11 protein-coding genes are annotated in these 12,257 nt (G+C 73.7%); 8 read left to right on the top strand and 3 right to left on the bottom strand.

What is annotated here, in order from left to right; translation table 11 throughout:
* Positions 1-201: 201 nt before the first annotated feature.
* From ACZ51I_RS28645 to ACZ51I_RS28635, 3 genes are all read left to right on the top strand, one after another.
* The gene (locus tag ACZ51I_RS28645) at positions 202-1,434 is read left to right on the top strand and encodes an arginine deiminase (protein WP_468881469.1); all 1,233 of its coding nucleotides are present in this window, start codon (positions 202-204) and stop codon (positions 1,432-1,434) included.
* Positions 1,435-1,546: 112 nt separating this feature from the next.
* On the top strand, positions 1,547-2,560 hold the full coding sequence (gene argF / locus ACZ51I_RS28640; RefSeq protein WP_468881467.1) for an ornithine carbamoyltransferase: 1,014 nt from the start codon (positions 1,547-1,549) through the stop codon (positions 2,558-2,560).
* 162 nt (positions 2,561-2,722) lie between these two features.
* Positions 2,723-3,574: an MBL fold metallo-hydrolase gene (locus ACZ51I_RS28635; protein ID WP_468881464.1), complete on the top strand. Its 852-nt coding sequence runs from the start codon at positions 2,723-2,725 to the stop codon at positions 3,572-3,574.
* Positions 3,575-3,622: 48 nt separating this feature from the next.
* Here ACZ51I_RS28635 and ACZ51I_RS28630 read toward each other — a convergent pair whose 3' ends face one another.
* A complete protein-coding gene (locus ACZ51I_RS28630) occupies positions 3,623-4,105 on the bottom strand; it encodes an ATP-binding protein (RefSeq protein ID WP_468881702.1) in 483 nt (160 codons plus the stop codon).
* 304 nt (positions 4,106-4,409) lie between these two features.
* Between ACZ51I_RS28630 and ACZ51I_RS28625 the strand changes: the two genes are divergently transcribed.
* The 3 genes from ACZ51I_RS28625 to ACZ51I_RS28615 all read left to right on the top strand — a co-directional run bounded on the left by ACZ51I_RS28625 (position 4,410) and on the right by ACZ51I_RS28615 (position 8,052).
* Positions 4,410-5,237, top strand: a complete 828-nt coding sequence (locus ACZ51I_RS28625) for an enoyl-CoA hydratase family protein (RefSeq protein ID WP_468881463.1) — start codon at positions 4,410-4,412, stop codon at positions 5,235-5,237.
* A gap of 77 nt (positions 5,238-5,314) precedes the next feature.
* Positions 5,315-7,498 (top strand): bifunctional salicylyl-CoA 5-hydroxylase/oxidoreductase, encoded by a 2,184-nt coding sequence (locus tag ACZ51I_RS28620; protein ID WP_468881700.1) that lies wholly within the window; start codon positions 5,315-5,317, stop codon positions 7,496-7,498.
* Between the two features lie 77 nt (positions 7,499-7,575).
* Positions 7,576-8,052 (top strand): anthrone oxygenase family protein, encoded by a 477-nt coding sequence (locus tag ACZ51I_RS28615; RefSeq protein WP_468881460.1) that lies wholly within the window; start codon positions 7,576-7,578, stop codon positions 8,050-8,052.
* Here ACZ51I_RS28615 and ACZ51I_RS28610 read toward each other — a convergent pair.
* Complete coding sequence (locus tag ACZ51I_RS28610) at positions 8,049-8,870, bottom strand: PaaX family transcriptional regulator (protein WP_468881458.1); 822 nt, start codon at positions 8,868-8,870, stop codon at positions 8,049-8,051. The genes ACZ51I_RS28615 and ACZ51I_RS28610 overlap by 4 nt on opposite strands.
* A gap of 37 nt (positions 8,871-8,907) precedes the next feature.
* Complete coding sequence (locus ACZ51I_RS28605) at positions 8,908-10,530, bottom strand: AMP-binding protein (RefSeq protein WP_468881455.1); 1,623 nt, start codon at positions 10,528-10,530, stop codon at positions 8,908-8,910.
* A gap of 138 nt (positions 10,531-10,668) precedes the next feature.
* Here ACZ51I_RS28605 and ACZ51I_RS28600 point away from each other — a divergent pair, with 138 nt between their 5' ends.
* Complete coding sequence (locus ACZ51I_RS28600) at positions 10,669-11,823, top strand: acyl-CoA dehydrogenase family protein (RefSeq protein ID WP_468881452.1); 1,155 nt, start codon at positions 10,669-10,671, stop codon at positions 11,821-11,823.
* A complete protein-coding gene (locus tag ACZ51I_RS28595) occupies positions 11,820-12,233 on the top strand; it encodes a RidA family protein (protein WP_468881450.1) in 414 nt (137 codons plus the stop codon). Before ACZ51I_RS28600 ends, ACZ51I_RS28595 begins: the two co-directional genes overlap by 4 nt.
* Positions 12,234-12,257: the final 24 nt, after the last annotated feature.

The following is a 12,257-nucleotide window of genomic DNA, read 5'->3' as shown; positions in this document are numbered from 1 at the left end:
CCGCCCGGCCGCGACCACCTGGGCCGGTCTCGCACGGCTGGTGGCCGGGCGGGCGAGGGCTCCGGGGTGCGTTCGCGGAGCCTTCACGCAGGCTTCGCTAACCCACCGGGTCGCGCCCAGGGGGCCGGCTGAGCGTGAGGGAAGCGCGTGACCCCTGTCGAAAGGCGGGCCAGGGCCGCCCGCCTCCGTCAGGATGGGCGCATGGGATTCCATGTCGATTCCGAGACCGGGCGGCTGCGCCGCGTCATCCTGCACCGGCCCGATCTGGAGCTGAAGCGGCTCACCCCGTCCAACAAGGACGCCCTGCTCTTCGACGACGTGCTGTGGGTGCGCCGGGCCCGGCAGGAGCACGACGGCTTCGCCGACGTGCTGCGCGACCGGGGAGTGGAGGTGCACCTGTTCGGGGACCTGCTGCGCGAGGCCCTGGAGGTCCCGGCGGCCCGCGCGCTGGTCCTCGACCGGGTCTTCCACGAGAAGGAGTACGGGCCGCTCGCCGCCGACCACCTCCGTGCGTCCTTCGACTCGCTGGACGCCGCCGCTCTCGGGGAGGCACTCGTCGGCGGCATGACGAAGCGGGAGTTCCTGGCCGTGCACCGGGAACCGACCTCGGTCCGCTTCCACGCCCTCGACCTGGACGACTTCGTCCTCGGACCGCTGCCGAACCACCTCTTCACCCGGGACACCTCGGCCTGGATCTACGACGGCGTCTCCATCAACGCGATGCGCTGGCCGGCCCGGCAGCGCGAGACGGTGCACTTCGAGGCGATCTACAAGCACCATCCGCTGTTCACGGGCCCCGAGGCGGGTCCCTTCCACCACTGGTCCGAGGGGCAGGCGGACTACCCGTCGACGATCGAGGGCGGGGACGTCCTCGTCATCGGCAACGGCGCCGTGCTGATCGGGATGAGCGAGCGGACCACGCCGCAGGCGGTGGAGATGCTGGCCCGGGGGATGTTCGCGGCCGGCTCGGCGCGCACGATCATCGCGCTCGACATGCCGAAACGGCGGGCGTTCATGCACCTGGACACGGTGATGACGATGGTCGACGGGGACACGTTCACGCAGTACGCGGGGCTCGGCATGCTCCGCTCGTACACGATCGAACCGGGTGACGCGGGGCAGTCCCTCCGGGTCACCGACCATCCGCCGGAGCAGATGCACAGCGCCATCGCGGCGGCCCTCGGGCTCCAGGACATCCGGGTCCTCACGGCGACCCAGGACGTGCACGCGGCCGAGCGCGAGCAGTGGGACGACGGGTGCAACGTGCTCGCCGTGGAGCCGGGGGTGGTCGTCGCGTACGAGCGGAACGTCACGACCAACACGCATCTGCGCAAGCAGGGCATCGAGGTCATCGAGATCCCCGGGAGCGAGCTGGGCCGGGGCAGGGGCGGTCCGCGCTGTATGAGCTGCCCGGTGCAGCGGGACGCGGTCTGACGGCGGCGGGAGACGGGAGGCCGGAGGGGGCTGTATAGAAATGTTGAAGTGCGTATACACTTCCAGAGTCCCGATCGTCGTCCTCCCGACCGTACCCACAGGAGCGCGTCCCATGGCCACAGACCTCATCGGCCGCCACTTCCTCAAGGAGCTGGACTTCACCGCCGAGGAGTTCCGCGGCCTGATCGCGCTCGCCGCCGAACTCAAGGCCGCCAAGAAGGCGGGCACCGAGGTGCAGCGGCTGCGCGGCAGGAACATCGCCCTGATCTTCGAGAAGACCTCGACCCGCACCCGCTGCGCCTTCGAGGTCGCCGCCGCCGACCAGGGTGCCTCCACCACCTACCTCGACCCCTCGGGTTCCCAGATCGGCCACAAGGAGTCGGTCAAGGACACCGCCCGCGTCCTCGGCCGGATGTTCGACGGCATCGAATACCGGGGGGACAGCCAGGCCGCGGTCGAGGAGCTCGCCGCCTTCGCGGGCGTGCCCGTCTTCAACGGGCTCACCGACGACTGGCACCCCACCCAGATGCTGGCCGACGTGCTCACCATGACCGAGCACGTGGACAAGCCGCTCGACGGGATCGCCTTCGCCTACCTGGGCGACGCCCGCTTCAACATGGGCAACTCCTACCTGGTCACCGGTGCCCTGCTCGGCATGGACGTCCGGATCGTCGCCCCGGAGGCGTACTGGCCGGCCGAGGACGTCGTCGCCGCGGCCCGCAAGCTCGCCGAGACCAGCGGTGCCACGATCACCCTCACCGAGGACGTGCCCGAGGGCGTCGCGGGGGCCGACTTCGTCGTCACCGACGTCTGGGTCTCCATGGGCGAGCCCAAGGAGGTCTGGGACGAGCGGATCGCCGCCCTCGCCCCGTACTCCGTGACCATGGACGTGCTGCGCGCCACCGGGAACCCGGACGTCAAGTTCCTGCACTGCCTGCCCGCCTTCCACGACCTGGGCACGGCCGTGGGCCGGGACATATACGCCCGGCACGGGCTGACCGAGCTGGAGGTCTCGGACGAGGTCTTCGAGTCGGCGCACTCGGTCGTCTTCGACGAGGCCGAGAACCGGATGCACACCATCAAGGCGGTCCTGGTCGCGACGCTGGCCGGTCCGGCGGGGGAGTAGGGCCGGCGCGGGCAAGAGCCCGAGCGCGCGGGTCGGTCGGCCCGGCACCTGGCGTGCCGCCACCGACCCGCCGCCCCGCATCCGTCGGCTTGACGCGGGCGGGGGACGGGGCTGGACTGGAGGGACGGGCGTCCCGGCCGAACTCCACTCCAGGGAGCAGCGATGACTGCTACCGAAACCTTCGAGCTCCTCCAGCCGTACCGGATCGCCGAGGAGACGTTCGTCATTCCGTGGGCCCTGGAGGCTCCGCCGGTCGGCCACTTCCCGATGAACTCGATGGTGATCCGGGGAGCCGAACCGGTCATCGTGGACACCGGGGCTCCCGCGGTGCGATCCCAGTGGCTGGAGGCCGCGTGGTCCATCGTGGATCCCCTGGACGTGCGGGGGATCTTCCTGACCCATGACGACCGCGATCACGCCGGGAACCTCCTGGCCGTCCTCGCCGCCTGCCCGAACGCGACGCTCCTGACCACCTGGTTCTCCATCGGGCGCATGGCCGAGGAGTGGGAGACGCCGATCAACCGGTGCCGGTTCATGATCGACGGCGACACCGTGGACGCCGGTGACCGCACCCTGGTGGCCCGACGGCCGCCGCTCTACGACAACCCGACGACCCGCGCGCTCTTCGACACGCAGACCGGCGTCCTGTGGTCGGTGGACACCTTCGCGACCAACGTGCCCACCCCCCTGCCCGAGATCGCCGAGCTGACCGCGGACGAATTCCGCGACGGGCAGTTCTTCGGCGGACGCCTGGTCTCCCCCTGGGTCGCGCTGGCGGACGAACAGAAGTTCCGCTCGGTGGTAGACGGCTTCCAGGGGCTGGGCGCCGAGGTCGTCGCCGGCTGCCACACGCCGGTGCTCCGCCCGCCGCACATCGCGGAGGCGTTCGATCTTCTCCGCCGGTTGCCGGGGATACCCGCCTGGACGGAGTTCACCCAGGCCGACCTCGACCAGTGGATGGCGATGGCCGAAAGCTCGGTCCCGCCCGAACAGCCCCGGCCCTCGGCCACGTGACGGACGGGTGCCCTCCGCGGGCGCCCGAGTCCGCGGCCGGTCACATGGTCACGGCATCCGCCGGCGCCGCTGCGCCGGTACCCCCGGGAGCGTGAACCAGACCGCCTTGCCGTGCGCGGTGGGGCGGTGGCCGCAGTCGCTGCTCAGCGCCCGGATCAGGAAAAGGCCGCGCCCGTGCTCCTGCCAGGGGTCGATCCCGGCCTCGATGTCGGGGCAGACGAGCTCGCCGGGGCGGGCGGGCTGGGAGTCGTGGACCTCGATCTGACAGCCGCCGGGGGTGGAGAGCCGTTCGACGACCAGCTCGATCGGACCCGTGCCGGCGGTGTGCTCGACGGCGTTGGCGACCAGCTCGGCGGTGAGGAGCTCCGCCGTGTCGAGGTCGGGGCGGGCGGGGGCGGGGCGGTCGGCGGCCGCGGGGGCGATGTCGGTGAGTGCGGTACGGATCAGGGCGCGGGCGATCGGCACGGCGGCGGTGGTGTGGGGGAGGCGCACACGCCAGGTGCCGGCGGGCCCGGTGGCATCGGAGGGCAAGGTGGCGGTTCCGGGGGCTTCGGTGGCTTCGGGCACGGGCGGGCTCCCTTCACCGAGGGCGGGCGGGGCGGATATGGCACGGGGGGCGTCCCGAGACGTCCTGGTTTCAACCTTACGAGGTGCAAAATCCATTTCCCAGGGCACCCCCGCCCTGGGAGCCGGGACCTCCGTCATCCCCCTCCGGGACCTTGTGAGGCATGCACTCGCACCCCTCCCCATGGCCTTCCCCGTCGGGGTATCGCGTACTCGTGACGATAGTCACAACATGGTGATACGCTCCCCTGTGGAGGAAGGAGGCCCCCGCATGAGCCCCTTTACCGGCTCCGCGCCCCGCACGGCCCGCTGGGAGCATCTGCGCCTGGACATCGACCAGGGCGTCGCCACCGTCACCCTCGCCCGCCCCGCGAAACTCAACGCCCTCACCTTCGGCGCCTACGCCGACCTGCGCGACCTCCTCGCCGAGCTCTCCCGCGAGCGCGCCGTCCGCGCCCTCGTCCTCGGCGGCGAGGGCCGGGGCTTCTGCTCGGGCGGCGACGTGGACGAGATCATCGGCGCCACCCTCGCCCTCGACACCGCCCGGCTCCTCGACTTCAACCGGATGACCGGCCAGGTCGTCCGCGCACTGCGCGAGTGCCCCTTCCCTGTCGTCGCCGCCCTCCACGGCGTCGCCGCCGGCGCCGGGGCCGTCCTCGCCCTCGCCGCCGACTTCCGGATCGCCGACCCCACCACCCGCTTCTCCTTCCTCTTCACCCGGGTCGGCCTCTCCGGCGGCGACATGGGCGCCGCCTATCTGCTGCCCCGGGTCGTCGGACTCGGCCACGCCACCCGCCTCCTCATGCTGGGCGAGCCCGTCCACGCCGCCGAAGCCGAGCGCATCGGCCTCCTCAGCGAGCTCACCGAGGAGGGCGCCGCGGGGGAGCGGGCCGCCGCCCTCGCCCGCCGCCTCGCGGACGGCCCCGCCCTCGCCCTCGCCCAGACCAAGGCACTGCTCACCGCCGAACTCGACATGCCGCTCGCCGCCGCCGTCGAAATGGACGCGGCCACCCAGGCGCTCCTGATGAACGGCGAGGACTACGCCGAGTTCCACGCCGCCTTCACCGAGAAACGCCCCCCGAAGTGGCGGGGGTGCTGACCGTGCCCGGCCGGGGCCCCCGGAGCGTCGCCGTCGTCGGGGGCGGGCCGGGCGGGCTCTACGCCGCCGCCCTCCTCATGCGGCAGGACCCGGCCCGCGAGATCACCGTCTGGGAGCGCAACGCCCCCTCCGACACCTTCGGCTTCGGCGTCGTCCTCTCCGACGAGACCCTCGGCGGCATCCGGGACGCCGACCCCGTCGTGTACGAGGCGCTCCGCCGCGAGCTCGTCCGCTGGGACGACATCGACGTCGTCCACCGGGGCCACCGCACCACCTCCACCGGCCACGGCTTCGCCGCCCTCGGCCGCCGCCGGCTCCTGGAGCTCCTGCACGCCCGCTGCGCCGAGCTCGGCGTCCGGCTCCGCTTCCGCGCCGAGGCCCCGCCCGCCGCCGAACTCGCCTCCGGCCACGACCTGGTCGTCGCCGCCGACGGCATCCACAGCCGCACCCGCGAGACCCACGCCGCGCACTTCCGCCCCCGGATCACCACCCACCGCTGCCGCTACATCTGGCTCGCCGCCGACTTCCCCTTCGAGGCATTCCGCTTCGAGATCGCCGAGACCGAGCACGGCGTGATGCAGCTCCACGCCTACCCCTACTCAGCCGGAGCCTCCACCGCCATCGTCGAGATGCGCGAGGAGGTCTGGCGGGCCGCCGGCTTCCACGAGCTCGACGAGGCCGAGTCCGCCGCCCGCTGCGCCAAGGTCTTCGCCGAGGCGCTCGGCGGCCGCGAGCTCCGCTCGAACAACTCCGCCTGGACCGCCTTCCGTACCGTCACCAACGCCCGCTGGTCGCACGGCAACACCGTGCTCATCGGCGACGCCGCCCACACCGCGCACTTCTCCATCGGCTCCGGCACCAAGCTGGCCGTCGAGGACGCCGTCGCCCTCGCCATCGCCGTCGGCGCCCACCCCACCCTCGACGAGGCCCTCACCGCGTACGAGACCGAGCGCCGTCCCGTCGTCGAGTCCACCCAGCGCGCGGCCGGCGCCAGCCTGCGCTGGTTCGAGGAGCTCGCCGGACACGTCGACCGGCCGCCCCGCCGCTTCGCCTTCGACCTGCTCACCCGCAGCCGCCGCGTCACCCACGCCAACCTGAAGCTGCGCGACCCGGCCTTCACCGCCGCCGTCGAGGAGGACTTCGGCTGCCCGCCCGGCACCCCGCCGATGTTCACCCCCTTCCGGCTGCGCGGACTGACCCTGCGGAACAGGGTCGTCGTCTCCCCCATGGACCTGTACGTCGCCGAGGACGGCGTCCCCGGCGACTTCCACCTCGTCCACCTCGGCTCCCGGGCCCTCGGCGGCGCCGGACTCGTCATGACCGAGATGGTCTGCGTCAGCCCCGAAGGGCGCATCACCCCCGGCTGCACCGGCCTCTGGACCGACGCCCAGGCCGCCGCCTGGGCGCGCATCGCCGACTTCGTCCACGCCTCGGCACCCGGCACCGCCCTCGGCGTCCAGCTCGGCCACTCGGGCCGCAAGGGCTCCACCCGCCGCATGTGGGAGGGGATCGACCAGCCCCTCCCCGAGGGCAACTGGCCACTCGTCGCCGCCTCCCCCCTCCCGTACCGGCCCGGCGTCAACCAGACCCCGGCCGCGCTCGACCGCGCCGGACTCAGCGCCGTACGCGAGCAGTTCACCGCCGCCGCCCGCCGCGCCGCCCGCAGCGGCTTCGACCTCCTCGAACTCCACTGCGCCCACGGCTACCTCCTCTCCGGCTTCCTCTCCCCGCTCACCAACCACCGCACCGACGCCTACGGCGGCGACCTCACGGCCCGCCTCCGCTACCCCCTCGAAGTCTTCGACGCGGTGCGCGAGGCATGGCCGGCCGACCGGCCGATGACCGTCCGCGTCTCCGCCACCGACTGGGCCGAGGGCGGCACCACCGCCGGGGACGCCGTCGCGATCGCCCGCGCCTTCGCGGACCACGGCGCCGACGCGATCGACGTCTCCACCGGCCAGGTCGTCCCCGACGAGGAGCCCGCCTACGGCCGCTCGTACCAGACCCCGTACGCCGACCGGATCCGCAACGAGCTCGGCGTCCCCGTCATCGCGGTCGGCGCGATCTCCTCCTGGGACGACGTCAACTCCCTGCTTCTCGCGGGCCGCGCCGACCTCTGCGCCCTCGCCCGGCCCCACCTCTACGACCCGCACTGGACCCTGCACGCGGCGGCCGAGCAGGGGTACCAGGGGCCGGCCGCCCCCTGGCCCGCCCCGTACCGCGCGGGCAGCCGCCGCCCACCCACCGGCCGCCGCGAATAGCCCTCCCTGGACGCTCGCGTATGCGGGTGCGACGCGAGACCATGGCCCGCGCACCGCCCCTCCCCTTGAATGAGGGCATGACGGAAAACAGGGGCGGGAAGGGTGCCGGGGCGGTCCTCGGCGCGGCGACGGTGGCGACGGGACTTATCGCGGGGGTGTGGTTCGCGTACGTCTGCTCGGTGATGCCGGCGCTGGCGCGCAGCGACGACCGCGTCTACGTCGAGGTGATGCGGAACATCAACGACGTGATCCAGAACCCGGTGTTCTTCACGCCGTTCTTCGGGGTGCCGGTCCTCACGGCGGTGGCCGCCTGGCAGCACCGCGCGGGCCGGGCGCGGCTCTGGACCCTCGCCGGGTTCGTACTCGGCCTGGTGGTCCTCGTGGTCACCTCGGCGGCGAACGTCCCCCTCAACGACGCCCTCGCCGCGACCAAGGACCCCGCCACCGCGCGGGCCGCCTTCGAGGGGCCCTGGGTGGCGTGGAACCTGGTCCGCGCGGTCCTGAGCACGGCTGGGTTCATCTGCCTGTTGCGGGCGCTGTCGGTACGACGCTAGTCCCCCGCCAGGAACGGCCCCACGTACTCCGCGCCCCGGTCCCTCAGCAGCTCGTGCAGGGCCGCGAAGACCTCCGCCGAGCGGCGGCCCGGCCAGTCGTCGGGAAGGAGCTCCGCCGGCAGCACCGGGTCCGCGTAGGGGAGCCGGCGCCAGGAGTCCAGGGCGAGGAGATAGTCCCGGTAGGCGTTCTCGGCGCCCGCCGGTGCCGAGCGCCAGGCCCGCAGGACCGGCCCGTGCGCCGCCAGGAACTCCTCGTGGAGCCCGGCGATCGCCGGCAGGTCCCACCAGCGGGCCACCGCCTCGGCCGTCGCCGCGTACCCGAGGTGGTCGCCCCGGAAGAGGTCCACGTACGCGGAGAGCTCCAGACGCTCCAGGGTGTTCCGGGTCTCCTCGTACAGCCGGGCGGGTGCGATCCACACGCCCGGCGCCGCCGTGCCGAAGCCCAGCCGGGCGAGCCGGGACCGCAGCAGGTGCCGCTTGTGCCGCTCGGCCTCCGGCACCGAGAAGACGGCCAGGACCCAGCCCTCGGACAGCTTCGGCTCGGTACGGGCGTAGATCCGGCGGTCACCGTCGTCCAGGAGCCGCCTGGCGTCCGCCGAGAGGGCGTACCCGGCGGCGCCGCCCGCCGTCCGGCCCGGCAGCAGCAGCCCGCGCCGCTTGAGCCGCGAGACCGAGGACCGCACCGAGGGCGCGTCCACGCCGAGCACGCCGAGCAGCCGGACGAGCGCGGCCACCGGCACCGGCGACTCGTCCGGCGCACGGCCGTAGGCGCCGTAGAGGGAGACGATCAGGGATCGGGGAGTGTGCTGCTCGGCCACGTGATCACTTTAGGGGGTGGCGCACACGTCATGCCGGTCACGCCGGGTCCCGGAGCCGGAACCGCTGGAGCTTGCCCGTGGCCGTGCGCGGCAGCGCGTCGAGGAAGACGATCTCCCGGGGTGACTTGTACGGGGCGATGCGGGCGCGGACGAAGGCCCGCAGGGCGGCGGCGGTGCTCGCGTCGCGCGGCACCCCGTCCCGTACCACCGTGTACGCCACGACCACCTGGCCGCGCAGCTCGTCCGGGCGGCCCACCACCGCCGTCTCCACGACGTCGGGGTGGTCGAGGAGCACCTCCTCGACCTGGGGGCCCGCGATGTTGTACCCGGCCGAGATGATCATGTCGTCGGCCCGTGAGACGTAACGGAACCAGCCGTCGGGCTCGCGGACGTACGTGTCGCCCGTGACGTTCCAGCCGTTCCGGACGTACTCCTCCTGGCGGGGATCGGCCAGATACCGGCAGCCGACCGGGCCGCGCACCGCGAGCAGCCCCTCCTCGCCGTCCGGGACGCCGTTGCCGTCGCGGTCGACGATCCTGGCCTGCCAGCCGGGCACCGGGCGGCCGGTGGTCCCGGGGCGGATGTCGCCGTCGGCGGCGGAGATGAAGATGTGCAGCAGCTCGGTCGCCCCGATGCCGTTGATCAGGCGCAGCCCGGTCCGCGCGTACCAGGCCTTCCAGGTCGCCTCCGGCAGGTTCTCGCCGGCCGAGACGCAGCGGCGCAGCGAGGCCACCTCCGGGGCGGTGCCCTGGGTCAGCTCGTCGAGCATCACCCGGTAGGCCGTCGGGGCGGTGAAGAGCACCGAGACCCGGTGCCGCTCGATCGCCGCGAGCAGCTGCTTCGGCCCGGCCTGTTCGAGGAGGACCGCGCTCGCCCCGGCCCGCAGGGGGAAGACGACGAGCCCGCCGAGGCCGAAGGTGAAGGCGAGCGGCGGCGAGCCGGCGAAGACGTCGTCGGGCAGCGGGCGCAGGACGCGCGCGGAGAAGGTGTCGGCGACGGCCAGGACGTCCCGGTGGAAGTGGACGCAGCCCTTGGGCCGCCCGGTCGTGCCGGAGGTGAAGGCGATCAGCGCCACGTCGTCGGCGGCGGTCGCCACCGCCTCGTACGGGCCGGGGCGGCGGTCGGCGAGGGTCAGCAGGTCGTCCGGTCCGCCCCCGCCGAAGGGGGTGACCCGCAGGCCGGGTATCCGGGCCGCGAGCAGCTCGTCGAGCACACGGGCGTCGCAGAGCGCGTGGGTGCACCGGGCGGCCTCGGCCATCACGGTCAGCTCGGGGGCTCGCTGCTGGGCCAGGACGGTGACGGCGACGCCGCCGGCCTTCATCACGGCGAGCCAGCAGGCGGCGAGCCATGGGGTGGTGGGGCCGCGCAGCAGCACCCGGTTGCCGGGCAGGACCCGTAGGTCGGTGGTGAGGACGTGGGCGATGCGGTCCACCCGCTCGCGGAGCTCCCCGTAGCTCCAGACCCCGCCTTCGCCGTCGTGGAAGGCGGGCCGGCCGGCGCCGAATCGTTCCACCGTGCGGTCGAGGAGTTCCGTGCCGCAGTTGAGCCGGTCGGGGTAGGCGAGCTCGGGGAGGTCGAAGACGAGACGCGGCCACCGCTCGGGCGGGGGCAGCCGGTCGCGGGCGAACGTGTCGAGGTGTCCCGAGGGTGTCAGCTCCATGAGTCCGTCCCCCTGTCGTGGTGGGGTCGCCCGTCGCTCCACGAGCGTATCGTGTTGGTGACGGCAGTCAACGGTTCGCGACAAAGGCGCCGGAAGGCGCCGGGAGCAGGGCGCCCGAGGGCGTCGGAGAGGGCCCACATGCCCGCATTCTCGCTCGATCCGGCACAGACCACCTGGTGTGCGGAGCTCAGCGCTCTCGCCGCCACCCGCCTGAAGCCCCTCGCGGAGAAGGGCGAACCCGGCCGGGTCAACCGCCCCCTCGTCGCCGCCCTCGGCGAGCTCGGCCTCCTCGCCCGCCTCTTCGGCGCCGGCGCCCTCGACCTCTGCCTGCTGCGCGAGTCCCTCGCCCGGACCTGCACCGAGGCCGAGACCGCCCTCGCCCTCCAGGGCCTCGGCACCCACCCCGTCGCCGCCTTCGGCACCCCGGCCCAGCGCGCCCGCTGGCTCCCCGAGGCCACCGCCGGACGCGCCGTCGCCGCCTTCGCCCTCTCCGAACCGGACGCCGGCTCCGACGCCGCCGCCCTCGCCCTCGACGCCGTCCCCGACGGGCGCGGCGGCTGGCGCCTGCACGGAGAGAAGCGCTGGATCTCGAACGCGCCCGAGGCCGACTTCGCCACCGTCTTCGCCCGCACCACCCGGGGCGCCGGAGCCCGAGGCGTCACCGCCTTCCTCGTCCCCGCCGACCGCCCCGGCCTCGGCGGGGAGCCGCTCGACATGCTCGCCCCGCACGCCCTCGGCACCCTCACCTTCGACGGCGTCCCCGTCGGCCCCGAGGACCTGCTGGGGGAGCCCGACCGGGGCTTCGGGGTCGCCATGAACACCCTGAACCTCTTCCGGCCCAGCGTCGGCGCCTTCGCCGTCGGCATGGCCCAGGCCGCCCTCGACGCCGCCCTCGCCCACACCGCCGCCCGCCCCGCCTTCGGCGGCGTCCTCGCCGACCTCCAGGCCGTCTCGCACCGCGTCGCCGAGATGGCCACCCGCACCGAGGCCGCCCGCCTCCTCGTGTACGCGGCGGCCGTCGCGTACGACGAGGGCGACCCCGACGTCCCCCGGCGCTCCGCCATGGCCAAGCTCCTGGCCACCGAGACCGCCCAGTACGTCGTCGACGCCGCCGTCCAGCTGCACGGCGCCCTCGCGCTCCAGCGCGGCCACCTCCTGGAACACCTCTACCGCGAGGTCCGCGCCCCCCGGATCTACGAGGGCGCGACGGAGGTGCAGCGCACGATCATCGCGAAGGAGCTGTACGCGAAGCTGCCGCCCGTGAAGAAGACCGCGAAGGAGGCGACCCCGTGAGCCTGCACCGTCACAACCCCGCCGAACTGTCCCCGCCCACCGGTTTCTCGCACGCCGTCACCGCCACCGGGTCCCGGCTCGTCTTCCTCGCCGGACAGACCGCCCTCGACACCGAGGGCAAGGTCGTGGGGGAGGACCTCGCCGAGCAGTTCACCACCGCCCTGGGCAACCTGCTCACCGCCCTGCGGCACGCCGGCGGCGCCCCCGCCGACCTCGCCCGCGTCACCGTCTACACCACCGACGTCCCCGGCTACCGCGAGCACGCGCACGAACTGGGCCGCATCTGGCGCCGGTTGGCGGGCCGCGACTACCCGGCGATGGCCGTCATCGGAGTCGTACGGCTCTGGGACGAGCAGGCGCTGGTGGAGCTCGACGGCTTCGCGGTCCTCGACGAGCCCGCGCATGCTTGATCAACTGGTCGCGCGCCGGGGCCG

The sequence above is a fragment of the Streptomyces sp. NPDC034084 genome, from assembly GCF_055575535.1.
Note: the sequence above shows the minus strand (reverse complement) of the source record. Positions and strands in the feature narration are given on the sequence as shown.

Bases quoted from the DNA above. Each gene is read 5' to 3' on its own strand.
- ACZ51I_RS28645 (WP_468881469.1), top strand. From the start codon at position 202: ATGGGATTCCATGTCGATTCCGAGACCGGGCGGCTGCGCCGCGTCATC.
- argF (WP_468881467.1), top strand. From the start codon at position 1,547: ATGGCCACAGACCTCATCGGCCGCCACTTCCTCAAGGAGCTGGACTTC.
- ACZ51I_RS28635 (WP_468881464.1), top strand. From the start codon at position 2,723: ATGACTGCTACCGAAACCTTCGAGCTCCTCCAGCCGTACCGGATCGCC.
- ACZ51I_RS28625 (WP_468881463.1), top strand. From the start codon at position 4,410: ATGAGCCCCTTTACCGGCTCCGCGCCCCGCACGGCCCGCTGGGAGCAT.
- ACZ51I_RS28620 (WP_468881700.1), top strand. From the start codon at position 5,315: ATGCGGCAGGACCCGGCCCGCGAGATCACCGTCTGGGAGCGCAACGCC.
- ACZ51I_RS28615 (WP_468881460.1), top strand. From the start codon at position 7,576: ATGACGGAAAACAGGGGCGGGAAGGGTGCCGGGGCGGTCCTCGGCGCG.
- ACZ51I_RS28605 (WP_468881455.1), bottom strand. From the start codon at position 10,530: ATGGAGCTGACACCCTCGGGACACCTCGACACGTTCGCCCGCGACCGG.
- ACZ51I_RS28600 (WP_468881452.1), top strand. From the start codon at position 10,669: ATGCCCGCATTCTCGCTCGATCCGGCACAGACCACCTGGTGTGCGGAG.